We start from the raw sequence: 23,499 nt of genomic DNA, 5'->3' as shown, positions 1-23,499 counted from the left end.
TGGCTACCGGTCAGGGATAGGGCGGAGGGCGGCGCTCCGCCGCCGCAGGAGGGAGACGGCCAGCGCATAGGAACCTGCGGCGGGTAACCCACAGATCAACACGGCGCGCCAGACATAGTTCAGCGCCGGGAGGAGGCTCATCGTCTTGCTCTGCATGGTGTAGGGGACCAGGCCGAGACTGCCGCACGCGGTGAACCCGGCGACGGCGCTGACCATGTACAGCAGAAGAATCAGCAGCTGCCCGCGCAAACCCTTCGCCGCGTGGTTCATCAGGAGGAGGGCGTAAGCGAGGGATATCAGGAGCAGGCCCAGTAGCCCCGCCATCAACGGCAGGTGGTTGGTGCGGACCCCGATGAGCAGGTTTATCGCGCCCAGCAGTGCGCTGATGACTGCCACTGCAAGCATGACCACGAGATTTACAGTACGCATGACACTTCCTTGTGCGGCGATTCTTTGTACGGCGACAGGTACTTGAAACGAACTGGGCGGCCGTTCGTGGTGAGCGTTGCTGCGGTTCCTGGAGCAACCCTCGCCGACACGCTTGCCGATGATTCACGACAGCAGCCGGTTGCGCGCAGCTTATGCAGTCAAGGGCCGCGAAGGCATTGGCCGAGCCGCCGGGGACTCAGTCGGCCAAGGCCTGGTTCCCGCCGCCCGCGTCCTTGCGAAAGTGCATAGCGACTTTGCCCGGCCGCCAATAGCCTTGGTGCCGACGCTGGCATATAGTCGCGCCCCCCAGCGAAACCGCCAGTGCCCTCAGGGCCTGTTGCCGGCGACGCAATCACTCAAGGCGCGAGGAGCACGCCAGTCATGAAAACAGAACAGGGCATCCTGCGGCTTTCCATCATCGTCACCGTCCTGCTGGCCGGTTTCGGGATCATCGTCGGCCTGCTTTCGGGATCCTTTTCCATCGTCTTCGACGGCGTCTATTCCCTGGCCGATGCCAGCATGAGCGGCCTCGCACTGATGGTGGCCACCCTGATCCGCCGCCATACCACCGAGGGCGACGCCAGCCGGCGCCTGGCCGAGCGGTTCAACATGGGCTTCTGGCATCTGGAACCCATGGTGCTGGCACTCAACGGCACGCTGCTGTCGGGCGTCACACTGTACGCGCTGATCAACGCCATCGGCCGGCTGCTCACGGGCGGTCATGCGCTGGAGTTCGGCTTCGCCATTCTCTATGCAGCGGTCGCCACGCTGGTCTGTTTCGCCCTGGCGGCGGTGCAGTTCCGCGCCAACAAGCGCATCGGCTCGGACTTCGTCGCCCTCGACGCGAAGTCCTGGGTGATGTCCGGCAGCATTTCCCTGGCCTTGCTGATCGCCTTCCTGGTGGGCGACGTCGCCACCGTGAGCGGCTATGCGCACATCGGTCCGTATGTCGACCCCGCGGTGCTGGCGCTGATCTGTCTGGTGATCCTGCCGATTCCCTTCCTGACCATCCGCCAGGCCTTCAAGGACATCCTCCTGGTCACCCCGCCGGAGCTCAAGGAGCACGTCGACGAGGTGGCGGCGGCCACCGTTTCGCAGCACGGCTTCGTGGCGTACCAGGCCTACGTCGCCAAGGTCGGGCGCGCGCAGCAGATCGAGCTGTACTTCATCGTCCCGCCGAACTGGCCGGCGCAGACGCTCGCCGAATGGGACAAGCTGCGCGACGAGATCGGCGAGGCCATCGGCGGCGAAGGCCCCAACCGCTGGTTGACCATCGCCTTCACCACCGATCCGCTCTGGACCCGCTGAGCGGATTACGCCCCGCCGATCGTGGCGGGGCGGGCCGCGCTCAGCCTTTGCGCAACCGCGCCTCGCGCCAGGCTCCCGGACTGCTGTCGTACCAGCGGCCGAAGGCCCGGGAGAAACTCTGCAGGTCACCGTAGCCGAGCAGGTCGGTGATCTGCGCGAGCGACAGCGCCGCATCGTCCAGCAGATCGAGCGCCCTGTAGCGGCGCTGCTCGTCAAGCAGCTCGCTGTAGCGCCAGCCTTGGCTGAGCAGCCGCCGTGCGGCAGTGCGCTCGGTCAGGTGACGCGTCCTGCAGAAGGACTGGAAACTCGCGCCTTCTGCCAGGGTGGCGGCGATATGGTCGGCGGCTTCGTCCAGCAGGGTTCGCTGGGTCTGCCCGAGCGCCTGCTCGACGATGCCGACCAGGGTGGCTTCCAGCTCGGGGTTGGCGGGAGAGAGCGGGTGGCGGAACAGCGCTGGCTGCAGTTGCAGCACCATCTCCGACGCATCGCTGCGCCAGTGCAAGGGCGCGCGCAGTGTTTGCTCATAGCGTTCGGCGTTCGCCGGCGCGTGGCCGGGTAACTGGATGCCGAGCAGCGGGTCCTGGGCAATGCCGCTGGCCAGCAGCTTGCGCCGCAGCAGGCTTAAGATGCCGACCAGGGTGTACTCGCGGCTCTGCCGGCCGGACAGCAGCGCGCCGCATTCGGAGAGAACCAGGGCGACGCTGTCACCTTCGGTGCGCAGTTCGATGTGCAGCGAGCCGTTGAAGTAGGGGAAGTACCGGGCGAAGTAGGTGCAGGCCGCTTCCAGGGTCGGCGCCACATCGAACAGGTAGGTCAGGCCGTTGGTCAGGGTCGACACGAAGCGCCTGCCCGCCAGCAGGCCGATGGCGGCGTCGCCACTGGCATGTTCGGCGAGGTCCCAGAAGCGCCGGGAGAGAAACAGCGGCACGCGTACCAGCGGCGTACGCAGCTCCAGCAGCGTCCGGCGCATGCAGGCCTCCAGCTCCGTGGCGGCGACACCGCGGGCGAGCAACTCCTCCATGGCCGGCAGTAGCGTCGGCGCGTAGAAGGCGTTGGACGGAGGGGCGGAAGCTGGGCTCATTGCGTGAGAGGACTCGGTGAGGCGGGCGGGACGACCTTACGCATTGCGCCCGGCACCGACAAGCCCGCGCGGCAGGCGCTGGTCCGCCGCGAAGATCGCCTCGACCATCGCCTGTGCGGCCGGCGACAGGCTGAAACCGGCGCGGCTGACGATGCCGTAGTGCAGGCGCAGCTCGGGGCGGTCCTGGGGAATGTCGGTGATCTGCAGCAGGGCCACTTCGCCGCGCTGCACCGGGTCGTGCAGCGCCTCCACGGCGGCCAGGCCGACTGCATCGGAGCGCGCGACGATGTGCAGGATCGCCGCGAACTGCGCGCACTCGATGTTCATGTGGAAGTCGCGCTCGCCGATCACCTCGGCCAGCACCTTGCGCAGCGGCGGCGGAATGCGCGTGCCGACGCGCGGGTAGTCGAGCAGATCGGCCAGCTTCAGCGGCTCCGCGCCGGCCAGCGGATGGCCGGCGCGGCAGAAGAAGCGGCCGGGGCGGAACTCCATCCAGCGCACCTGGTACTCGGGGTCGCCGGCGAACTCGCGGGCGTCGCCGACGAAGAATTCCACCTGTTCTTCCCTGAGCAACTGCGCCATCTGTTCCCAGTCGCCCATCAGGAAGCCGACATCGATCGCCGGGTGGGCACGGATGAAATCGGCCATCGCCTCGGGCACCAGCAGTTGCGCGGGATAAGGGCCGCAGCCGAAGCGCAGCTCACCGGCGTCGAGGCCGTTGTACTGTTGCAGTTCGTTGCGCAGCGAACGGGTGCCGGCCAGCAGGCGCCGCGCGTGCTGCAGCACCAGTTCGCCCTGGCCGGTCAGGCGGAAGTCGCGGCTCTGGCGGTCCACCAGCAGGCAGTCAAGGTCGCGCTCCAGGGACTGGATGCTGCGACTCAGCGCCGACTGGCTGAGGCCAATGGCGTCGGCGGCGCGCTGGTAATTCTGGAAGTCGGCAAGGGCGGCCAGGTGGCGGAGCTGTCTGAGTTCCATCATGCGTCCTGCGCATAAAAGGGTTGAGTCGAATGAATTTGATGGATAGCAGAGTCAGCTGGTCTAGTAAACCGCCTGCCGAACCGGACCCATCCCATGTCGCCCTTGCTGTTCGCCTCCAGCGCCTTCGCCAGCACCATCCTCCTGCATGCCGCCCGCCTGGGGTTGTGCGCGGCAGAACTGCGCCTGCGCGCAGGGATTGCCGAGGCGCAGCTGGCGGATCATCGCGCGCGTATCCCGGCAGACCAGGTGGAACGCCTGTGGAGTGAGTGCGAGCGCGCCAGCGGCAACCCGCAGTTCGGTTGCGAGCTGCTCAACAGCATGGCCACCCATTGCCTGCAGGGGCTGAACATCCTGCTGGATTCCGCGCCTGACCTGGGCACCAGCCTCGCCGCCTTCTGCCAGCACCTGCCCACGGTGACCAACTGCGTGCAGGCGCGCCTGGAAGAGGAGGGCGAGGTCACCCGCCTGACCCTGGAGCTGATGCGCGACGACCTGCACCACTTCGGCCTGGATGCCGCGGTGCTGACCCTGATCCGCAACATTGCCCGGCGTGTCGGGCTGCCGGCGGCACAGGTGTGCCGGGAGGCCGGTATCGCCGCGCAACAGCGCTGCACATCGACGCTCGGCGAGTGGGGCGTGCCCTGGCGGGTGGCGCCTTCGCCGTTCCTGCTGCTGCCCACGGCGCTGCTGGCCACGCCGTTGGCGGGCGCCAACGAGTTCCTCTACCAGAGCCTGCTACGCCAATGGGGCGATGCCCGCAAGGACGGGGAGGGTGACGGCCTGAGCCTGGCGCGCATCTGGTTGCGCTCTTCCGACCAGCCCATCGAGCGTATCGCCGAGCGCATCGGCTACCGGCAGAGCGGCAACTTCATCCGCGCCTTCCGCAAGCGCTTCGGCGTTACGCCCAAGCAGTTTCGCCTCGGCCAATGCCCGGCATGATCGAATTTTGTCGGGCCCGGCTTGTGGCCGCCGAGCCCGCTCCCTTCATGGTTGGCCGGCGGTACCCATCCTCCGGAGCCCATAATGACAAGAATCCATCCGGCCCCTGTCCCCCTCGCTTTCGTGGGGCAGCGCCAGCACTGCATTGCCAGACCTCTACTGCTTGCCCTGGCGGTCAGCAGCGCCTTTGGCGCACAGGCCACCACCTTTGAGCTGAACGAAGACTGGAGCCTGTCCACCAAGACGACCCTGAGCCTGGGGGCGAGCTGGTCGGCGCAGGACCCCGATCGTCACCTGATGACCCACGCCAACGCCGTCCAGGCCCAGCACATCGACAATGCCGACGGCACCAGCGTGAGTGCCGACGACAACCGCCTGAACTTCAAGAAGGGCGACCCCATCTCGCAGATGTTCAAGGGCCTTACCGACTTCAGCCTGGAGGGCGACGGGCAGGGCGCCTTCATCCGCTTCAAGTACTGGTACGACCACGCCTACGAAACCGGCGACGGCCGCTTCAAGGACTTCGACGACAGCGGCTGGCCGACCCTGGCGCGCTACCACGGCTTCGACACCCTCGACGCCTACGTGTGGAAGGACTTCGATGTCGACGAGCACCCGCTGAACCTCAAGCTCGGCAAGCAGGTGCTGTCCTGGGGCGAGGCGGTGCTGATCCAGAACGGCATCAACGTGATCAACCCGCTGGACTACAGCGCCTTCAACAAGCCGGGCGTGGACATCAAGGAAGGCCAGCTGCCAGTGGAGATGCTCTCGTTCAACCTCGGCCTGACCGACAAGGTCAACCTGGAAGGCTTCTACCAGTACAACTGGCGGCCCAGCGTGCTCGACGGCTGCGGCACCTTCTTCGCCACCAGCGACGCCATCCAGCCCGGTTGCGGCCCGCTGTACCTGAGCCAGGTGCAGACCGATGCGCAGATGCAGGCCGGCGGCCTGTATGCCGCCCACGGCGACGACCAGGACCCGTCCGACCAGGGGCAGTGGGGCGTCGCCCTGCGCACCCTGATCAGCTCGCTGAACGACGCCGAGGCGGCCTTTTACTACGTCAACTACCACGCGCGCCTGCCGTACCTGCAACTCACCGCGCGGGACAACAGCAAGCCCGGCAACTTCCCCCTCGGCCGCGTACAGGGCCCGGTGTACGCCGCCGCTTTTCCGGAGAACATCCACCTCTACGGCCTGAGCATCAACGGCGCGCTGCCCGGCTGGGGTACCTCGCTGGCGGCGGAACTGAGCTACCGGCCGAACATGCCGGTGGCGTTCAACGGCCCGGACATGAACGTGGCGATGATCACCGGCCCCGGCGGCAGTTCGTCGATCACCGACGTGCCGGCCAACGCCTCCACCACCGGCCAGACCCTGGACGGCTGGGAGCGCAAACCGGTGTGGCAGATGACCGCCTCGGCTACCCAGATCATCGACAACGTGCTCGGCGCCACCCGCCTGACCCTGCTCGGCGAAGCCGGCGTGGTGCACGTGGGCGATGTCGGCGACGAGCGCCTGGGGCGCAACTCCGCCTTCGGTCGCAGCGCGCCGCTCAACGGCACGAAGTGCAACACCGCGGCCAGTGGCGTGACCAACCGCTACTGCACCGACGACGGCTTCACCACACCCTGGTCCTGGGGCTACCGCCTGCGCGCCGGCCTGGAATACAGCGACGTGCTGCCGGGGGTGAACATGCTGCCCAGCCTGAACTTCCGTCACGACGTGGAGGGTTACTCCTACGATCCGGGCGGTCCGTTCCAGGAAGGGCAGATGGCCGCCGGCCTTTCGCTGGCCTTCAACTACCTGAACGATTACAGCCTGGAGTTCGGCTACAACAGCTTCTTCGGCAACAACAAGTACAGCACGCTCGACGACCGCGACTTCTACAGCGTCAGCGCCAAGGTCGACTTCTGAGGAACCGCCCCATGCACCTTTCGAACATTTCCGCCCTGGCACTGGCCATGGGCCTGGCGTTCTGCGCCCACGTCCATGCATCTGCCAATACGCCAGCCGACCTCGGCAACAGCCTGACACCGGTCGGCGCCGAGAAGGCCGGCAACGCCGACGGCAGTATTCCTGCCTGGGATGGCGGCCTGAAACCCGACGCGGGGCAGGTCGATGCGAAGGGCGGCTACGCCGATCCCTACGCCGCCGAGAAGCCGCTGTTCAGCATCACCCCGGCCAACGCCGGGCAATACAGCCAGTGGCTCAGCCCCGGCGAGCAGGCGATGCTCAAGCGCTATCCGACCACCTACCGGATCAACGTCTACCCCAGCCACCGCAGCGCGCGGTTGCCTGACGAGATCAACGCGGCGACTCGCGACAACGCCAGCAAGGCCAAGCTCGCCGACGGCGGCAACGGTGTCCTGAACTACCAGCGCGGCGTGCCTTTCCCGCTGCCCAGCGAAGGCGTCGAGGCGATCTGGAACCACATCACCCGCTACCGTGGCGGCAGTATCGAGCGCACCTTCAGTTCGGCCAACGTGAAGGAGAACGGCGTCTACAGCCTGGTCCGCTCGCAGACCGACATGAACTACGCGGAGACCGTCGACGACCTGCCGCCGGGCGCCAACCTGCTGTACCTGTTCAAGACCCGCGTGCTGGAGCCGGCACGGTTGTCCGGCGAGGCGGTGCTGACCCATGAGCCGATGGACCAGGTCGCCGAACCGCGCGCCGCCTGGCAGTACATTCCCGGCCAGCGCCGGGTGCGCCGTGCCCCGCTGATCGCCTACGACAACAGCGCGCGCTACAGCGACGGCATGGTCACCGCCGACAGCCTCGATGGCTTCAACGGTGCGCCGGACCGCTATGACTGGAAGCTGCTGGGCAAGCAGGAGCTGTTCGTGCCCTACAACAGCTTCCGCCTGTACGACCGCACGGTGAAGTACGCCGACATCCTCAAGACGGGCCATCTGAACCCCGACCTGGCGCGCTTCGAGAAGCACCGTGTCTGGGTCGTCGAGGCGACCCTCAAACCGGGGGCGCGCCATGTCTACAGCAAGCGCCGCTACTACCTCGACGAGGACAGCTGGAACATCCTCCTCGGCGAGCTCTACGACAGCCGTGGCGAACTGTGGCGCAACTACCAGTCCCACGCCATGCCGTACTACGACAAGCAGTTCACCTACGAGGCGCTGGCGGCGGCCTATGACCTGATCAGCGGGCGTTACTTCGTCAACGGCCTGATGAACGAAGAGAACAGCGGCCTGAAGACCGGCCAGCACGCGAAGATGAGCGACTACACTCCGTCCGACCTGCGCCGCTGGGCGAAGTAGCGTTGCGCTCCTTGCCCCGGCCGGGCGTGGCCGGGGTTCTTGCGCCATCCCGGCAAGCTGGGGATGGCGTTGTTGTTTGGGAGCCGGCCAGCCAGCGGCGCGCGTGATCGCTTTTTGTCCGCTGGGGCTGACCGCCGCCCGCGCGGAATGCCGCACTCTGGCCCGATACCCGCCGTCGGCGCCGCATGGCCGGGCGGTCCAACAAGAAGAACGAGGAATTCCCCATGCGCCACTGGCTGCCCGCACTCGCCATCCTGCCCCTGTTCGCCGGCCACGCCTGGGCCGTAGCGCCCACTGCGCAGCAGGCGCGTGACCTGGCCGAAGAGGCCTACCTGTTCGCCTTCGCCACGGCCGAACACGGCAAGACCCTGCAGGCCATCGCCGCCAAGCTGCCGGTCAACTACCTGTACAACAAGACCACGCTGCTCGGCCCGGAAGACCGCACCGTGGTCTCGCCGAACAACGATACGTTGTACTCCTATGCGCTGCTCGACCTGCGCGAGCACCCGGTAGTCCTCGACGTGCCGGCGGTGCCGCAGCGCTACTACAGCTTCCAGCTGATCGACATGCGCACCAACAACCTCGACTACATCGGCACCCGCGCCACCGGCCGGGAGGCCGGCAGCTTCCTGATCGCCGGCCCCGACTGGGATGGCCGACAGCCCGAAGGCTTCAGTGGCAAGGTGATCCGCTCGCCCAGCCGCATCGTCTTCCTGCTCGGCCGTACCGCCGTGGAGGGCGAGGCCGATCTCGACGCAGCCAAGGCCGTGATGGACGGCTACAAGTTGCGCAGCACCCAACCGACGCTGCTGCCGCACAAGATGGATGTGCCCGAGTACCTGGCGACCAAGGAAGGCCCGGCGGAAAACGCCTTCATCGATTTCAACGGGCTGTCGACATGGCATGCGTGGAATGCTGACGAGCAAGAGCGCCTGAAGCAGTTCGCGCAGATCGGCGTGGGCACCGGCAAGCCATTCGACGCGAAGCAACTGCCGGCAGACATCGCCCAGGCCGTGCAGCAGGGTGCCGAGGCCGGGCGTGAAAAGATCCGCTCCGCCACCGAGCGCTTCGCCGCTCCGGTCAATGGCTGGCAGAGCTCTCCGGCGAACATCGGGCACTACGGCAATGACGACCTGACGCGGGCGGCGGTCGCCTGGAAGTACATCTACGCCAACGACCCGGCGGAGGCGATGTACCCGCTCACCCGTGTCGATGCTGCCGGGCAGGCGCTCGATGGCAGCCGCGCGTACAGCCTGCACTTCGCTCCCGGCCAGTTGCCGCCGGTGGACGCTTTCTGGTCTCTCACGCTCTACGACGGCAAGACCCAGATGCTCTCGGCCAACGCACTCAACCGCTACGCCATCAACAGTGCCAGCAATCTGAAACGGGATGCCGACGGTGGCCTGACCCTGAGCATCCAGCATGCCCAGCCGGCCAGCAGCGACAACTGGCTGCCGGCGCCGCAGGGGCCGTTCAACCTGATCCTGCGCATGTACCTGCCGCAGGAGAAAGCGCTCAAGGGCGACTACCAGCCGCCGGCCGTGCAGCCCGTCAACAGCCAGGAGTAAGCCATGCCCCCGATTCTGACCCGCCGCCGCTTCCTCGGCGCCAGCGGCGCGCTCGGCCTTGGCCTGGGCTGCATGCCGAGCTGGCTGCTGGCTGCCCCCGCCGCACTGGAGAGCGACCCGGCCGAGTACCAGGACATCGTCCGCCAGACGTGGATCTACGCCTACCCGATGCTGATGCATTACCAGACGATGCAGAAGCAGGCACTGGATGCCGCTTCGCCCGAGTACGTCGGCGGTTTCGGCGTGTTCCGCCATTACAGCGAACTCTTCACCCCGAAGAATCGCGACGTGGTAACCCCCAACAACGACACGCCGTATTCCTGGGCCTGGCTCGACCTGCGCGCCGAACCCTGGGTGCTCAGCGTGCCCGCAGTGGCGGACGATCGTTACTACGTGCACCAGTTGGTGGACCAGTACACCTTCAACTTCGGCTATGTCGGCGTGCTCAGCACCGGCCGTGCCGCAGGCGACTATCTGATTGCCGGGCCTGACTGGCAAGGCGAGACGCCCGCCGGCATTCGCCAGGTGCTGCGCAGCGAGACGCAGATTGCCATGGTCCTGGGGCGCACCGGCCTGCGCAGCGCCGACGACCTGCCGGCGGTACGCGAACTCCAGCAGCAATACCGGCTGCGCGCGCTGCATGACTTCGCCGGTCGCTCGGCGCCCGCTGCCGCGCCGGCGGTGCAATGGCTGCAGTGGGAACTGCCGCGCGATCTCGGCGCGGGATTCATTGCGCACCTGAACCAGATCCTCGCCTTCTGCCCGGTGGACCCGAGCGAGGTGGAGCTGCGCCAGCGTTTCGCTCGCGCCGGCATCGGAGCGGGGCTGCCGTTCAACCCCGCCACACTGGGCCCGGCCCAGCGCCAGTCACTGGCCGCCGGCATCCAGCAGGGCGTGGAGGAACTGAAGGCCAAGGGCGCCACCCTGCGCTCATCCGCCGGCCTGTTCGGCACCCGCGCGGCGATGCACAACGACTACCTGAGCCGCGCCGCGGCGGCGGCCAGTGGCATCTATGGCAACAGTGTGGAAGAGGCGATCTACCTCGGCAGCCGCAAGGACAGTACGCAGCAGCCGCTGCAGGGCGGACAGCGCTATCGCCTGCGCTTCGCACCGGGGCAGTTGCCGCCGGCCAGGGAGTTCTGGTCGCTGACGCTCTACGATCTGCCCGACCGCCAGCTGGTCGATAACCCGATCCAGCGCTACTGCCTGAGCAGCCGTGATCCCCTGGTGCACGATGCCGATGGTGGGGTGACGCTGTACATCCAGGCTGACTCACCCGGCCAGGACCATCAGGCGAACTGGCTGCCGTCGACCCGACAGGGGCCGTACAACCTGATCCTGCGCCTCTACGGACCGGAACAGCGCGTGGTGGATGGGCAGTGGCAGATGCCGGGCATCGAGCGCGTCTGAACTCGGCTAGTCGCCCGCGGCGCTTGTCCAGCGTTCGCGCGGCAGCTCATAGCAGAGCCACGGCGTGGGGGTGCCGGAGAGGTCCAGTTCCGCCTGGTACGCCAGCGTCGCGCCCAGCTTTGCCGTGCCCTTCTGCGAGCGGATATTGCTCGGCGCGATGTGGAACCACACGCGCTCAAAACGCTGGAAGGCGTGGCCGAGCATCAGTGTCTTCAGCTCGCGGTTGGTCGCGCCGCCCCAGTAGCGGTGATTGATGAAGGTGAAGCCGATGCCGATGTCGGCCGGCTGGTCCGGCACCGGGTAGTAGCGCGAGCAGCCGATGGCTTCGCCGCTCTGCCGGTCGACGACCAGCAGGCAGCCCCCGGCCTGTGCCAGGAACTGGAAGTAGGGCTCGAACACCTCGCGCCGATAGCGCTCGGTGGCCGGGTGGCCGGCCCAGGTTTCCGGCGAGTTGGCGGCGGCGAACCGCGCGTCGAAATCATCGGCGCGCAGCGGGCGCAATTGCAGGGTGTCGCCGAGCAGGGTCGGCTGGTCATCGAAGGCGGTCATGCCGGGCTCCAGGGTGGCTGGAGCCCAGCTTACGGGTGGAATGGTCCGTGGCAGAGAGCCAATCGCGGGCACTTCGACAGTGCCAATCAGTGCTCAGTCAGCGCAGATGCCGAGGATCGCCCGCGCCGCGGCTTCGGTGCCGCGCGAGGCCTGCATCTGCTCGCGCACGCTGCCGAGGCGTTGCGCCATGGCCCTGTCCGCGAGCAGTTCGGCGAGGGCGGCGGGCAGCGCCGCCAGCGGGTTCTCGAAGCGCGGCAGGTAGCGCGCCACACCGACTTCCTCGGCGCGCCGGGCGTTGTCGTGGCCGTCCCAGCAGTAGGGAATGATCACCGACGGCAGGCCGAAATACAGCGCCTCGCAGAAGCTGTTGTTGCCGCCGTGGTGGATGAACAGCTGGCACTCGCGCAGCACCGCCGGCTGCGGGTACCAGCTGTCGAGGTAGACGTTGTCCGGCACCGTGTCGTAGTGCTCGCGGTAGGCGCCGACGTTGATCAGGAAGCGGTAGGGCAGTCGGGCCACGGCGTCGATCAGCCGGCGCATCATCGCCACGTCGGCGGCGCCCAGGCTGCCGAAGCTGACGTAGATCAGCGGAGCATCGTCGTGCCGCGGGAACTGCGGCGGGATATACGGCGCCTCGCTGCGCACGCAGCCGTCGAGGTACAGGTAGTGCTCGGCCGGCAGCGGTTTCTCGCGCTCGTAGCGCACCGGCGTCGGCGACAGCAGCAGGTTGAGCCAGGGTGAGTCCTCGAGGAACTGGCCGGCGGGCAGGGCGGGGTGGCCGCACTCGGCGAGGAAGCGGGCGAAGCGCTCGTGTGCCGGCTTCGTCGCTTGCAGGTAGTGCTCGCGATAGGTCTCGCAGGCCTGCGCATCGCTACTGCTGGCACCGGACAGGTAAGGCGGCACGGCGGCGTCGGGCAGCTCGGTTTCCGCGCAGGAGACCATGCGCACCCAGGGGCAGCCGGCGGCGGCGATGGCCGGGAAACTGACCACGTTGTCCAGCACGATGGCGTCCGGCTTGAGGCGGGCGAGCAACTGCTGCAGCGGTTTCTCCGACTCGATGGCGGTGTCGATGATGGCTTCCCAGGCCGGCGCCACGTAGCTGTCGATCTGCGCCAGGGGCGGCTGGTCGAAGTAGGGCACGTTGCGCTCGATGAAGCGCTCCCAGTAGTGCTGGTGGTCGGCGGCGGAGAGTGGCGAGTCCAGCTGCAGCGGGTACTCGGCGAAGCCGTACTCGGCGAAGATGCCCTGGAAGTGCGCGTGGCAGATGAACACCGGGCGCGCGCCGAGTTCGCGCAGGGCCTGGGCGATGCCGATGCAGTTCAGCGCGGCGCCGAAGCTGGCCTCGGGGAAGAAGGCGATGGTTCTTGTTCTTTGCGTCATGGGCACATCCGGGTGTTGCTCACGGGCACTGCGTGAAACTGATACTGCATTTTTTCGTTAAAAAAAACACCGTGACGTAAAAATATTCAGCGACGGCCCAGGGCGAACGACTGCGGAATCCCGCGGTTGGCGGTCTGCGGGCGCTGTGCGAAGGACAGCCGCAGGTGCAGGCGCATGAGGTCCGCGGCGACTTCCAGCTGGCCACGCTCGATCTGCTCGATGATCTTCAGGTGCTCGCGCAGGGCTTCCTGCAAGCGGTGCACGCTGACCATCGGCAGCAGGTTGGGCAGGCGGCGCAGGCGCTGGTGCTGCAGCAGCGAGTCACCCACGAAGCGATTGCCGCAGCCCTGTGCGATCAGCTCGTGGAAGCCGATGTCCAGTTCGCGGAACTGCGCCACGTCGAAGCGCTCGATGGGCGCGCCGAGCAGGTCTTCCATGGCGCCGCGCAGCAGGGCGAGGCGCGCCAGATCCGGGTCGAAGCCGGGTGCCAGCAGTGCCTCGGGCTCCAGGATCAGGCGGTAACGCAGGCTGTCTTCCAGCGCCGCGAGATTGTTCAGCAGCGGGCGGAACGACCAGCTCTGCCCGGCGCCGCGCTCCAGCACCTGGTCTTCGCTGAGCTGCGCCAGCACCTTCTGCGCGGCGGCGCGGCCGATGTCGTAGCGGCGCATCAGCTCGCTGGCGCTGAGGCTGTTGCCCAAGCGCCCGGCCATGCGGTCGCGCAGCACCGAGGCGGCCAGCGCTTGCTCCTCGGCCTGGGGCAGGGCGGGGCCGAGCACCTGGGCGGAAGGGTCGGCGGCGAGGCGGTAGCCCTTGCCCGGCTCGTGGGCCACCAGTTGCTGTTCCAGCAGCAGGTCCAGCCCGGCGCGGATCAGCGTTCGCGACACGCCGAAGGTGCGCGCCAGCTGTTGTTCCGAGAGCGCGTCGCCTTCGCCCAGCCCGCTGTCCTGGGCGTGCTCGATGACACGCCGGGCGAGTTCCAGGTGGTTGGTGCGCGGTTTTTTCTCAGTGACGTTGCTCAAGCCGATGCTCTCCAGCGGGCCCTTGGTACGGGCGAGCCCCTTATGCCACAGCGTGGGTGGTCCAACAAGAATGCAAGAAATGGTTGACTTCGCCAGTGGTTCGGTTTTTATTTTGAAAAAAAGACATGTAGTACGCTTTTCGTTCCGCTGCCGTCGACACAACAACAACCAATCGTCAGGTGCGCAAGATGAAGCTGAAGACCATGCTCTACGCAGGGGCAACCCTCGCGCTCACGCTGTCCGCCACCACGGCCAGTGCCAAGGATCTGGTGATCTCCATCTGGGACGGCTACATGGCCCCGGACAATCTGGAGAAGTTCCAGAAGGCCACTGGCCTTGAAGCCGACAAATCCCTCCACGCCACCAACGAAGAGATCATGGGCAAGCTCATGGCCTCCGGCGGCGAAGGCTACGACGTGGTCTTCGTTTCCTCGCCCTTCGCCGAGATCCTGCACAAGCAGGGCCTGCTCGCCGAGATCGATCCGGCCAAGGTGCCGAACCTGAAGAATCTCTACCCCGAAGCGCAGAAACTCGAGTACGACGTCGGCAACCATTTCTCCGTGCCTTACACCTGGGGCACCACCGGCATCTGCTACCGCTCGGACAAGGTCAGCCCGGCGCCTTCGAGCTGGAGCGACCTGCTCAAGCCCTCCGACGCCCTCAAGGGCAAGACCACCATGCTGGCCACCGACCGCTGGCTGCTCGGCGCCGGCTTCCTGGCCAACGGCTGGTCGGTGAACGATGGCAACCCGGACCAGATCAACGCGGTGCGCGACCAGCTGATCGCCACCAAGAAGCGCCTGCTGTCCTTCGACGACACCACCTTCTACTCCAAGCTGGCTTCGGGCGAGGCGCTGATGGCCCACGCCTGGGACGGCTGGTGCAACTACGGCACCCAGGCCAACGAGTCGATCAAGTTCGTGGTGCCCAAGGAGGGTTCCGATCTTTGGGTGGACACCATGGTCGTGCTGAAAAGCTCGAAGAACCCCGAGGCCGCCTACCGCTTCATCAACTACATGCTGGAGCCGGCGAACCACGCCTGGGTCGCGGAGAACATCCTCTACAAGGTGCCCAACCAGGCGGCGATGGCGACCCTCAAGCCGGACCTGCTGGCCAAGTACCCCAACCTCACCACCACGCCGGCCGAGCTGGTCAAGCAGCAACAGCTGCGTGACGTGGGTGGCTCGACGCAGAAGGCCTATACCCGCGCCGTGACCGAGATCATGGCGGCCCAGTAGTAGGGCCGGCTGCGCGTCGGCGATGCTGCGTTGAGAACAAGCGCGGGCTTGCTTATTTACGCCGCGCCCACGCTTGTTCTCGCCTTGCCTCGCTCTAGCTCGCTCGCCCCAGAAGTTCACTGCATTTAATAACCCTGAAGCACCCCGCCTGGCGTGGGGTTGGGGGAACTACGCATGACCGCTTTATCCGCCGACCGCAAATTGTCGGCCTGGCTGCTCGCGCCCGGTCTGGGCTGGCTGGCCTTGTTCCTGCTGCTGCCGTGCCTGCTGGTGCTGGTCTACAGCTTCCTCGAGCGCGGTGCCTATGGCGGCATCGACTATGTGTTCACCTGGGAAAACTACCGCCGCGCGGTGGACCCGCTGTACCTCGACATCCTCCTGCGCTCGGCGAAGATCGCCGGCCTGGCGATGCTCTTCGCGGTGCTCATCGGCTACCCGGCGGCCTACGCCATCACCCGGACCACACCGCGTCGGCAGGCCGTTTACCTGTTCCTGGTGATGCTGCCGTTCTGGAGCAACTACCTGATCCGCACCTACGCCTGGATCGTGCTGCTCAACCGCGAGGGCCTGCTCAACCGCCTGTTCAGCCTGCTGGGCTACAGCGGCGAGCCGATCAGCCTGCTCTACACCGACGCCACCGTGGTGCTAGGGCTGGTCTACAACTACATCCCCTTCGTCATCCTCGCCATCTACAGCTCGCTGTCGCGCATCGACAACGAGCTCTGGGAAGCCTCGCGGGACCTCGGCGCCTCCGGCTGGACCACCTTCCGCCGGGTGATCCTGCCGCTGTCGGTGCCGGGCGTGGCGGCCGGCGCGGTGTTCGTCTTCGTGCTGTCGATCGGCAACTTCATCACCGCCGACCTGCTGGGCGGCAAGCAGGTGCAGATGGTCGGCAACCTGATCTACGCGCAGTTCCTCACCGCGCGCGACTGGCCCTTCGGCGCGGCGCTGAGCTTCTTCCTGATCGGCATCATGATGCTGCTGCTGTTCATCCAGGCCATGGTCTCGCGCCGGGCACAGGGTGCGGAGGGCGAACGTCATGCGTAATTCGTCCGGCATCGCCCTCGGCGCGCACCTGTGGCTGGTGTACGCCTTCCTCTATGTGCCGATCCTGGTGCTGATCCTGCTGTCGTTCAACGCCAGCGGCCTGCCTACCGCCTGGGGCGGCGCTTCGCTGAAGTGGTACGCCAAGCTGCTGGCCAATGCCTCGATCCAGCACGCGGCACTGAACACCCTGATCGTCGCGCTGACCTCCACCTTCATCGCCTGCGTGCTCGGCACTTTGCTCGCATTGGGTGTGGAGATGCGTGCCCGCAACAACCCCGGCAAGAAGGGTGCGAACCTTGCCGACACCCTGCTGATGGCGCCGATGATCATCCCCGACATCGTCCTGGCCATCGCGCTGCTGAGCTTCTTCAACCTGCTGAAGATGAGCCTGGGGCTGCACTCGATCATCCTCAGCCACGTGGTGTTCAACATCGCCTTCGTCTGCGCGGTGGTGCGCACGCGGCTCAAGCACTTCGACTATTCGATCCTCGAAGCCTCCATCGACCTGGGCGCCGGCTGGTTCACCACGGCGCGCCGCGTGCTGCTGCCGGCGATCTTCCCCGGCGTGCTGGCCGGCGGGCTGCTGGCGTTCACCCTGTCGGTGGACGAATTCATCATCGCCTTCTTCAACTCCGGTTCCGGCAGCGCCTCCACCACGCTGCCGATGCAGATCTACTCGATGATCCGCTTCGGCGTGACCCCGGAAATCAACGCCCTCGCCACCCTGGTGATGCTGGTCAGCTTCACCGCGCTGTTTGCCTCCCAACGTCTGAACAAGGTGCCCAAAGCCCATGACTAAGTCTTCCGACCTGCTGGTGCTGGACCAGGTCAGCAAATCCTACGGCGAGGGCCTGACGGCGGTGGACCAGGTGTCCCTGGCGATCCGCGAGAACGAGTTCTTCGCGCTGCTCGGCCCCTCCGGGTGTGGCAAGACCACCCTGATGCGGATGATCGCCGGCTTCGAGACGCCCAGTTCCGGCGCCATCTGCCTGGGCGGCCAGGACATCTCGCCGCTGCCGCCGAACAAGCGCCCACTGAACCTGATGTTCCAGTCCTACGCGCTGTTCCCCAACATGACCGTGCGCAGCAACATCGCCTACGGCCTGGAGATGGAGAAGCTGCCGGCCGGCGAGATTCGCCAGCGCGTCGACGCGGTGCTGGAAACCGCGCAGCTCGGCCCGCTCGCCAATCGCCGTCCGGACCAGCTCTCCGGCGGCCAGCGCCAGCGCGTCGCCCTGGCCCGCGCGCTGGTCAAGCGCCCGCGCGTGCTGCTGTTGGACGAGCCCCTCGGCGCGCTGGACAAGAAGCTGCGCGAGAAGATGCAGCTGGAACTCAAGCGCCTGCAGCACGAGAGCGGCATCACTTTCATCATGGTCACCCACGACCAGGAAGAAGCCCTGGTCATGTCCGACCGCATGGCCGTGCTGCGCGACGGCAAGGTCTGCCAGTGCGGCAGCCCCAGCGAACTCTACGAGAACCCAGGCAGCCGCTTCGTCGCCGACTTCATCGGCGTCAGCAACCTGATCGAGGGTCGCCGCGTGGGCACCAATCGCCTGCAGGCCGGCGACCAGGTGCTGAACATCGAGACCACCGCCGAGTCCAGCCCCGAGAGCGTGACGCTGGCGTTGCGCCCGGAGCGCCTGCGCGTGCTCACCGACGCCACGCCGGCCACCGACAACCAGATCCAGGGCGAGGTGGCGGAAGTCGCCTACCACGGCCTGGACACCAACCTGCACGTGAACACGGCGCTGTCCAGCAAGCCGCTGATCGTCCGCGTGCCGTCCTCGGACTACGACTTCTTGCGCCTTGCCGCCGGCATGCCGGTGCGCCTGGGCTGGGATGCGCGGCACGGCCGCGTGCTGACTCACTGATTGCTTCAAGAACAAGACCTACAGGAGAGCACCATGAGTAGTGAACGCAAGGTCATCGCCTTCTTCCCCGAGGCCGCCTACGGCCCGGCCCTCAACTCCGTCGGCATCGCCCAGGCCTGCGAGGCGCTGGGGCACAAGGCGGTGTTCCTCACCGACCCGGGCATGACCGGGGTGTACTCGGCCTACGGCTTCGAGGAGCACTACGTGAACATGTCCGAGCCGATGCCGGCCGAGGAGATGGCGCGCTACTGGACCGACTTCATCAACGGCCACATCCCCAACTTCCGCAAGGCGCCGATCGACCAGCTCGACAACTACGTGAAGGAGTGCTGGGAGGCCATCGTTTCCACCTCCAAGTGGGCGCAGAAGGAGCTGCCGGCGATCCTCGACCGGATCAAGCCGGACCTGATCTGCGTGGACAACGTGATCCTCTTCCCGGCCATCAAGCACTACGGCAAGCCGTGGGTGCGGATCATCTCCTGCTCGGAGAACGAAGTGCATGACCCGGACATCCCGCCGTACCTGTCGGGCATGAGCGTGGACGACAAGGAGGGCCATGCGCGCTTCCAGAAGCGCTTCGAGGAAGTGATCGCGCCGATCCATGCCGACTTCAACGACTTCCTCGCCGAGTGTGGTGAGCGGCCGTACCCGCTGGGCACCTTCTTCGAAGAGTCGCCCTACATGAACCTGCTGCTGTACCCGGACCCGGTTAAATTCGAACGCCGCCACCCGCTGCCGGCGCGACAGTTCCATTACCTGCAGGGCTGCGTGCGCAGCGACAAGCCTTACGAAATCCCGCAGTTCAAGGCGCACAACGACAAGCCGCTGCTCTACGTCAGCTTCGGCAGCCTCGGCTCGGGCGATGTCGAGCTGCTCAAGCGCCTGGTCACCACCATCGGCAAGCTGCCGTACCGCGCGCTGTTCAACGTCGGCGAGCACGTGGAGAAGTACGACGACCTGCCGGACAACGTGATCGTTTCCAACTGGTACCCGCAGCCCTCGGTGATCGCCCAGGTCGACGGGGTGATCCACCACGGCGGCAACAACAGCTTCACCGAGTGCCTGTTCTTCGGTAAGCCCGCCATCGTCATGCCCTATGTCTGGGACGGCCACGACAACGCCATGCGTGCCCAGGAAAGCGGCCACGGCCTGCGCATGGATCGGTACGACTGGAGCGAGGAAGACCTGGCACGCAACATCGCCCAGCTGCTGGGGGACGAGCTGATGCAGGGGCGCCTGGCGCGCACCAGCGACTACATGCGCTCGCGCAAGGGCCCGGAGGATGCCGCGCGCATCCTCGACCAACTGATGGGCGGCAAGGCGGTGAACCATGGCTGAGTTCAAAGGCGACAGCACCGCGCCGCACATCCGTGGCGCCCGCGACTATGACGACCTGGTGGACTGGGGCGTGCAGTCGGATGCGCTGGAAGGCGTCTCGCACTCCAGCGGCCGCCTGCTGTTCAAGGGGCCGAACAACAGCCCCGAGACCGGCCTGTGGGTCTGCACCCCCGGCCGCTGGCGGCTGTCGATCCCGCGCGACGAGCTCTGTCATTTCGTTTCCGGCCGCGCCACCTATCGCTCTGATGAGGGCGAGGTGATCGAGGTCGAGCCCGACACCCTGGTGCTGTTCCCCGCCGGCTGGACTGGCGAATGCACCGTGCACACCACGCTGCGCAACCTCTACATGCTGGCCTGATTTCGTAGGGCGCATAACGCCGCAGGCGTTATCCGCCATCGACCTTGCGCCGAATTTATCGGCGGATAACCGCAAGCGGTTATTCGCCCTACGCCTTACCCGGTCGCCCGTGCGGGCGGCCATCGAAGGAGATGTCCATGAAGACCCCCGTTATCCATCGCCCGCTGCAAGTCACCGAACTCAAGGACTGGGGCGTGATCCCGACCATGCTCGAGGGCGAATCCCACGTCAGCGGCGTGGTCCTGCACAAGGGGCCTGAAGGCCAGTCCGAATGTGGCATCTGGCACTGCACGCCGGGCAAGTGGTTCTGCCACGTGACCAGCGACGAGTTCTGCCATTTCCTCGAAGGCCGCTGCACCTATGTGCACGAGTCCGGCGAGGTGATCGAGATCGAGCCGGACACCGCGGCCTTCTTCCCCAAGGACTGGAAGGGCGTGTGCACCGTGCACGAGACCATCAAGAAGGTCTACATGATCCGGTGATGCCATGAACCTGCCTTGTGAAACCACCCGCGCCGCCGCCCGCGAGACCTTCCTCGCCGGCAGCGGTCTCGCCGAAGCAGCGCTCACTGCGCTGCCGGCCGACGCCTCGGCGCGGCGCTACTTCCGCGTTGACGGCAAGGGCCTGCTGCTGATGGATTCGCCACCCGGCGCCGAGCCGCTGGCGCCGTACCTGCGGGTGGCACACCTGCTGCGCGACTGCGGGCTGTCGGCGCCGAACGTGCTGGCCGCCGACCGTGAGCTGGGCCTGGCGCTGATCGAGGACTTCGGCGACGCCACCTACACCCGGCTGTTCGCGGCCGGCCACAGCGAAACGGAGCTGTACCGTCTCGCCGTGGATGCCCTGGTGCGCCTGCACCGCGCCGGCCCGCAGGCGGCCGAAGGCGTGCCGGCCTACGACGGGCAGAAACTGGCGGACGAGGCGGCGTTGTTCATCGACTGGTACGCGCCCTTGCTGGTGGGCGAAAAGGCCGCCGCGAAGCTTCGCGAGCGCTATCTGGCGGAATTCGCGGCGCTCTGGCGAGACGCCTCGATGCGCCGCGAAGTGCTGGTGCTGCGCGACTACCACGTCGACAACCTGATGCTGCTGGAGGGCAGGGCGGGCGTGGCCGCATGCGGGCTTCTGGACTTCCAGGACGCGCTGTTCGGCGCGCCGGCCTACGACCTCATGTCCCTGCTCGAAGACGCGCGGCGCGACATTCCCGAAACCTTGCGCGTGACCCTGCTCACCCATTACCTCAGCCAGCGCCCGGAAGTGGATGGCCGGCGCTTCATGGCCGACTTCCAGGTGCTCGCCGCACAGCGCCACGCCAAGGTGCTGGGCATCTTCGTGCGCCTGGCCAAGCGCGATGGCAAGCATGGCTACCTCAAGCACCTGCCGCGCGTTCTGCGGCTGTTCCAGCGCGCGCTCGACAGCGAACAGCTGCGCCCGCTGGCAGCACTGCTCGACGCTCACTTGCCGAACTGGCGCCAACCGCTGGAGAGCGACGTGATCGCCCAGCGCCTGGCTTCACCCGAATCCCTGCGGAGCATTCCATGACCGACTTCCACAGCGACGTGCCCCTGCGCTTCATCGGCCCTCACTACCAGGGCGTGGCCACGCAACGCCTGCGCGACATCATCAACCCCGCCGACCTCACGCCCGTGGGCCGCATTGCCCTGTGCGACGCGGAAGACGTGGACGCCACCATCGATGCCGCCAACGCCGCCCAGCGCGAGTGGAAACGCGTGGACGCGAAGTCCCGCGCGGCGATCCTCCATCAGCTGGCCAATGCCATCGAAACCGACCAGGCTACACAGCGCGAAGTCGCGCGGCTGATGACCCTGGAAATGGGCAAGCCGTTCCCCGAGGCCATGGGTGAGCTGGCCAACTGCGCGCCGATCTTCCGCTACTACGCCGAAATGGCCCGCGATGAAGCGGGCAAGGTGGCCGGTACCACCCAGCTCGGCTCGTTCCAGCATGTGCGCTATGAGCCCTACGGCGTCAGCGTGCACATCATTCCGTTCAACTTCCCCATCCTGCTGATGTGCTGGACCCTGGCCGCCTCGCTGGCGGCGGGCAACGCCTGCATCGTCAAGCCGGCGGAAAGTACCACGCTGTGCACGCTGAAGTTCATGGAGCACTTCAAGGTGCTGCCGCCGGGCATGGTCAGCTGCGTGCCGGGCGATGCCAGCACCGCGCAGCGCCTGGTGCAATCCGAGCGCACCCATGCCGTGGCCTTCACCGGAAGCGTCGCCGCCGGCAAGGCAGTGGCGGTGGCCTGTGCCGAGCGGATGAAACCGGCGGTGATCGAGGCCGGCGGCAGCGACCCGATGATCATCTCCCGCCACGCACCGCTGGAAGTTGCCGCGGCCGGCGCAGTGACCGCGGCGTTCCACCTGAGCGGGCAGATCTGCACCTCGGCCGAGCGCTTCTATGTGGTCGACGAAGTGCATGACGAGTTCGTCGCGCGCTTCGCCGAACGCACCCGAGCGCTGCGTATCGGCCATGGCCTGGAGCGCTCCGAGATCGGCCCGATGGTCAGCGAGGCCGCGCGCGCCAAGGTTATCCGCCTGGTGGACGACGCCATCGCCAAGGGCGCCACGCTGGTCTGCGGCGGGCGTATTCCCGAGCAGTTCCCGGTGGGCTGGTACTACGAGCCGACCATCCTCACCGACGTCACCCCGGCCATGGCGATCTTCCACGAGGAATGCTTCGGCCCGGTGGCGGCGATCTGCAAGGTGAAGGACTTCGACGAGGCCGTGCGCCTGGCCAACGACTCCCCCTTCGGCCTGGGCGCCTCGCTGTTCTCCACTGACCTGGCCGAAGCCATGGAAGCGGCGGACCGCCTGGAAGCGGGCATGGTCTGGGTGAACAACCCGCTGATCGACAACGACGCCTTGCCCTTCGGCGGCTGGAAGATGTCCGGCATGGGCCGCGAACTGGGTCGCCAGGGGCTGGACGCGTTCCGCCGCTCGAAGATGGTGATCATCGATCACCAGCCGCAGATCCATTCCTGGTGGTACCCGTACAGCGACGAGGTGTTCTACCAGGGCTGATCCTTCAAGCCGTGGCGCGGCCCAACCTTTGCTGGAGTCGCGCCTTCACCTCGGGCCATTCGTTGTCGATGATGCTGAAGCGCACCGAGTTGCGCTTGCGGCCGTCGGGCATGATGCGCTCAAAGCGGACGATGCCTTCCTGCACGGCACCCAGACGCAGGATGGCGGCGCGGGACTTCTCGTTCAGCTCGTCGGTGGTGAACTGCACGCGCACGCAGTCGAGTTCCTCGAAGGCGTAGGTGAGCAGCAGGAGCTTGGCCTCGGTGTTGATCGGCGTGCGCTGCGCCGACAGCGCGAGCCAGGTGTGGCCGATCTCCAGCTTGCGGTTGGCGCGGTCGACCTTCCAGAAGCGGGTGCTGCCGACGATCCTGCCCGTGCGCCGATCGAGGATGGCGAAGGGCAGGACGGTGCCTTCCTCCAGGCCCTTTTCGGCCTTGGCGATGTAGCCATCCACGGTGTCCGGGCTGGGCACGACCGTGACCTTGAGGTTCCACAGTTCGCCGTCGGTGGCTGCATTGAGCAGTGCGTCGCGGTGTTCCGCGCGCAGAGGAATGAGTTCGACGTGCTGGCCGATGAGGTGGGGGCAGGTGAGGGCGGGCATGCGAGAAGCTCTGGGTTGGACACCCCACAGCCTACCGGATGCCGACGCTTTTCTGTAGGAGCGGGCCATGCC

General features: G+C 66.7%; 22 protein-coding genes. 15 read left to right on the top strand and 7 right to left on the bottom strand.

All coding sequences use genetic code 11. The features are described 5' to 3' along the window. Window positions 1–3: 3 nt before the first annotated feature. A complete protein-coding gene (locus UB43_RS01280) occupies window positions 4–429 on the bottom strand; it encodes a hypothetical protein (RefSeq protein ID WP_045207625.1) in 426 nt (141 codons plus the stop codon). Between the two features lie 381 nt (window positions 430–810). Here UB43_RS01280 and UB43_RS01275 point away from each other — a divergent pair, with 381 nt between their 5' ends. Continuing rightward, window positions 811–1,737 carry a cation diffusion facilitator family transporter gene (locus tag UB43_RS01275; protein WP_045207624.1) on the top strand — a complete coding sequence of 309 codons (927 nt, stop codon included), beginning with the start codon at window positions 811–813 and terminating at the stop codon, window positions 1,735–1,737. Window positions 1,738–1,777: 40 nt separating this feature from the next. On the opposite strand, the gene UB43_RS01270 is transcribed toward UB43_RS01275, so the two are convergent. Both UB43_RS01270 and UB43_RS01265 read right to left on the bottom strand, forming a co-directional pair. Continuing rightward, window positions 1,778–2,818, bottom strand: coding sequence for an AraC family transcriptional regulator ligand-binding domain-containing protein (locus UB43_RS01270; RefSeq protein WP_045207623.1), 1,041 nt, complete (start codon window positions 2,816–2,818; stop codon window positions 1,778–1,780). Window positions 2,819–2,854: 36 nt separating this feature from the next. Then, a complete protein-coding gene (locus tag UB43_RS01265; protein WP_045207622.1) occupies window positions 2,855–3,793 on the bottom strand; it encodes a LysR family transcriptional regulator in 939 nt (312 codons plus the stop codon). A gap of 96 nt (window positions 3,794–3,889) precedes the next feature. On the opposite strand from UB43_RS01265, the gene UB43_RS01260 reads away from it, so the two are divergent. The 5 genes from UB43_RS01260 to UB43_RS01240 all read left to right on the top strand — a co-directional run bounded on the left by UB43_RS01260 (window position 3,890) and on the right by UB43_RS01240 (window position 10,988). Beyond that, window positions 3,890–4,735 (top strand): AraC family transcriptional regulator ligand-binding domain-containing protein, encoded by an 846-nt coding sequence (locus tag UB43_RS01260; protein WP_045207621.1) that lies wholly within the window; start codon window positions 3,890–3,892, stop codon window positions 4,733–4,735. 84 nt (window positions 4,736–4,819) lie between these two features. Next, a complete protein-coding gene (locus UB43_RS01255) occupies window positions 4,820–6,649 on the top strand; it encodes a DUF1302 domain-containing protein (protein WP_256204872.1) in 1,830 nt (609 codons plus the stop codon). Window positions 6,650–6,660: 11 nt separating this feature from the next. After that, window positions 6,661–8,010 carry a DUF1329 domain-containing protein gene (locus UB43_RS01250; RefSeq protein WP_052969477.1) on the top strand — a complete coding sequence of 450 codons (1,350 nt, stop codon included), beginning with the start codon at window positions 6,661–6,663 and terminating at the stop codon, window positions 8,008–8,010. A 224-nt stretch (window positions 8,011–8,234) separates the two neighbouring features. Next, on the top strand, window positions 8,235–9,578 hold the full coding sequence (locus UB43_RS01245) for a DUF1254 domain-containing protein (protein WP_045207619.1): 1,344 nt from the start codon (window positions 8,235–8,237) through the stop codon (window positions 9,576–9,578). 3 nt (window positions 9,579–9,581) lie between these two features. Then, a complete protein-coding gene (locus UB43_RS01240; RefSeq protein WP_045207618.1) occupies window positions 9,582–10,988 on the top strand; it encodes a DUF1254 domain-containing protein in 1,407 nt (468 codons plus the stop codon). A gap of 6 nt (window positions 10,989–10,994) precedes the next feature. On the opposite strand, the gene UB43_RS01235 is transcribed toward UB43_RS01240, so the two are convergent. The 3 genes from UB43_RS01235 to UB43_RS01225 all read right to left on the bottom strand — a co-directional run bounded on the left by UB43_RS01235 (window position 10,995) and on the right by UB43_RS01225 (window position 13,936). Beyond that, complete coding sequence (locus UB43_RS01235) at window positions 10,995–11,537, bottom strand: GNAT family N-acetyltransferase (protein ID WP_045207616.1); 543 nt, start codon at window positions 11,535–11,537, stop codon at window positions 10,995–10,997. A 93-nt stretch (window positions 11,538–11,630) separates the two neighbouring features. Beyond that, window positions 11,631–12,917, bottom strand: a complete 1,287-nt coding sequence (locus UB43_RS01230; RefSeq protein ID WP_045207614.1) for a glycosyltransferase — start codon at window positions 12,915–12,917, stop codon at window positions 11,631–11,633. Window positions 12,918–13,003: 86 nt separating this feature from the next. Beyond that, a complete protein-coding gene (locus UB43_RS01225; RefSeq protein ID WP_045207612.1) occupies window positions 13,004–13,936 on the bottom strand; it encodes a GntR family transcriptional regulator in 933 nt (310 codons plus the stop codon). A 188-nt stretch (window positions 13,937–14,124) separates the two neighbouring features. Between UB43_RS01225 and UB43_RS01220 the strand changes: the two genes are divergently transcribed. The 9 genes from UB43_RS01220 to UB43_RS01180 all read left to right on the top strand — a co-directional run bounded on the left by UB43_RS01220 (window position 14,125) and on the right by UB43_RS01180 (window position 22,826). Then, a complete protein-coding gene (locus UB43_RS01220) occupies window positions 14,125–15,174 on the top strand; it encodes a spermidine/putrescine ABC transporter substrate-binding protein (RefSeq protein ID WP_045207610.1) in 1,050 nt (349 codons plus the stop codon). A 174-nt stretch (window positions 15,175–15,348) separates the two neighbouring features. After that, window positions 15,349–16,221, top strand: a complete 873-nt coding sequence (locus UB43_RS01215) for an ABC transporter permease (RefSeq protein ID WP_045207607.1) — start codon at window positions 15,349–15,351, stop codon at window positions 16,219–16,221. Beyond that, window positions 16,214–17,020: an ABC transporter permease gene (locus tag UB43_RS01210; RefSeq protein WP_045207605.1), complete on the top strand. Its 807-nt coding sequence runs from the start codon at window positions 16,214–16,216 to the stop codon at window positions 17,018–17,020. Before UB43_RS01215 ends, UB43_RS01210 begins: the two co-directional genes overlap by 8 nt. Next, entirely contained in the window at window positions 17,013–18,092 is a 1,080-nt protein-coding gene (locus UB43_RS01205; RefSeq protein WP_045207603.1) for an ABC transporter ATP-binding protein, read from the top strand. The genes UB43_RS01210 and UB43_RS01205 overlap by 8 nt, the downstream gene beginning before the upstream one ends. Window positions 18,093–18,125: 33 nt before the next feature. Then, window positions 18,126–19,430, top strand: coding sequence for a glycosyltransferase (locus tag UB43_RS01200; protein WP_045207601.1), 1,305 nt, complete (start codon window positions 18,126–18,128; stop codon window positions 19,428–19,430). Beyond that, a complete protein-coding gene (locus tag UB43_RS01195) occupies window positions 19,423–19,788 on the top strand; it encodes a cupin domain-containing protein (RefSeq protein ID WP_045207599.1) in 366 nt (121 codons plus the stop codon). Before UB43_RS01200 ends, UB43_RS01195 begins: the two co-directional genes overlap by 8 nt. A gap of 137 nt (window positions 19,789–19,925) precedes the next feature. Further along, the gene (locus UB43_RS01190; protein WP_017519228.1) at window positions 19,926–20,270 is read left to right on the top strand and encodes a cupin domain-containing protein; all 345 of its coding nucleotides are present in this window, start codon (window positions 19,926–19,928) and stop codon (window positions 20,268–20,270) included. A 4-nt stretch (window positions 20,271–20,274) separates the two neighbouring features. Continuing rightward, complete coding sequence (locus UB43_RS01185; RefSeq protein WP_045207597.1) at window positions 20,275–21,327, top strand: aminoglycoside phosphotransferase family protein; 1,053 nt, start codon at window positions 20,275–20,277, stop codon at window positions 21,325–21,327. Continuing rightward, complete coding sequence (locus tag UB43_RS01180) at window positions 21,324–22,826, top strand: aldehyde dehydrogenase (protein WP_045207595.1); 1,503 nt, start codon at window positions 21,324–21,326, stop codon at window positions 22,824–22,826. Before UB43_RS01185 ends, UB43_RS01180 begins: the two co-directional genes overlap by 4 nt. Window positions 22,827–22,830: 4 nt before the next feature. On the opposite strand, the gene UB43_RS01175 is transcribed toward UB43_RS01180, so the two are convergent. Then, window positions 22,831–23,427, bottom strand: coding sequence for a GNAT family N-acetyltransferase (locus UB43_RS01175; RefSeq protein ID WP_045207594.1), 597 nt, complete (start codon window positions 23,425–23,427; stop codon window positions 22,831–22,833). Between the last annotated feature and the right edge of the window lie 72 nt (window positions 23,428–23,499).

Source organism: Pseudomonas sp. 21 (genome assembly GCF_000955805.1).
Lineage (GTDB): Bacteria > Pseudomonadota > Gammaproteobacteria > Pseudomonadales > Pseudomonadaceae > Pseudomonas.
Note: the sequence above shows the minus strand (reverse complement) of the source record. Positions and strands in the feature narration are given on the sequence as shown.

Coding starts and splice junctions, on each gene's coding strand:
- UB43_RS01280 (WP_045207625.1), bottom strand. CDS start 429: ATGCGTACTGTAAATCTCGTGGTCATGCTTGCAGTGGCAGTCATCAGC.
- UB43_RS01275 (WP_045207624.1), top strand. CDS start 811: ATGAAAACAGAACAGGGCATCCTGCGGCTTTCCATCATCGTCACCGTC.
- UB43_RS01270 (WP_045207623.1), bottom strand. CDS start 2,818: ATGAGCCCAGCTTCCGCCCCTCCGTCCAACGCCTTCTACGCGCCGACG.
- UB43_RS01265 (WP_045207622.1), bottom strand. CDS start 3,793: ATGGAACTCAGACAGCTCCGCCACCTGGCCGCCCTTGCCGACTTCCAG.
- UB43_RS01260 (WP_045207621.1), top strand. CDS start 3,890: ATGTCGCCCTTGCTGTTCGCCTCCAGCGCCTTCGCCAGCACCATCCTC.
- UB43_RS01255 (WP_256204872.1), top strand. CDS start 4,820: ATGACAAGAATCCATCCGGCCCCTGTCCCCCTCGCTTTCGTGGGGCAG.
- UB43_RS01250 (WP_052969477.1), top strand. CDS start 6,661: ATGCACCTTTCGAACATTTCCGCCCTGGCACTGGCCATGGGCCTGGCG.
- UB43_RS01245 (WP_045207619.1), top strand. CDS start 8,235: ATGCGCCACTGGCTGCCCGCACTCGCCATCCTGCCCCTGTTCGCCGGC.
- UB43_RS01240 (WP_045207618.1), top strand. CDS start 9,582: ATGCCCCCGATTCTGACCCGCCGCCGCTTCCTCGGCGCCAGCGGCGCG.
- UB43_RS01235 (WP_045207616.1), bottom strand. CDS start 11,537: ATGACCGCCTTCGATGACCAGCCGACCCTGCTCGGCGACACCCTGCAA.
- UB43_RS01230 (WP_045207614.1), bottom strand. CDS start 12,917: ATGACGCAAAGAACAAGAACCATCGCCTTCTTCCCCGAGGCCAGCTTC.
- UB43_RS01220 (WP_045207610.1), top strand. CDS start 14,125: ATGAAGCTGAAGACCATGCTCTACGCAGGGGCAACCCTCGCGCTCACG.
- UB43_RS01215 (WP_045207607.1), top strand. CDS start 15,349: ATGACCGCTTTATCCGCCGACCGCAAATTGTCGGCCTGGCTGCTCGCG.
- UB43_RS01210 (WP_045207605.1), top strand. CDS start 16,214: ATGCGTAATTCGTCCGGCATCGCCCTCGGCGCGCACCTGTGGCTGGTG.
- UB43_RS01205 (WP_045207603.1), top strand. CDS start 17,013: ATGACTAAGTCTTCCGACCTGCTGGTGCTGGACCAGGTCAGCAAATCC.
- UB43_RS01200 (WP_045207601.1), top strand. CDS start 18,126: ATGAGTAGTGAACGCAAGGTCATCGCCTTCTTCCCCGAGGCCGCCTAC.
- UB43_RS01195 (WP_045207599.1), top strand. CDS start 19,423: ATGGCTGAGTTCAAAGGCGACAGCACCGCGCCGCACATCCGTGGCGCC.
- UB43_RS01190 (WP_017519228.1), top strand. CDS start 19,926: ATGAAGACCCCCGTTATCCATCGCCCGCTGCAAGTCACCGAACTCAAG.
- UB43_RS01185 (WP_045207597.1), top strand. CDS start 20,275: ATGAACCTGCCTTGTGAAACCACCCGCGCCGCCGCCCGCGAGACCTTC.
- UB43_RS01180 (WP_045207595.1), top strand. CDS start 21,324: ATGACCGACTTCCACAGCGACGTGCCCCTGCGCTTCATCGGCCCTCAC.
- UB43_RS01175 (WP_045207594.1), bottom strand. CDS start 23,427: ATGCCCGCCCTCACCTGCCCCCACCTCATCGGCCAGCACGTCGAACTC.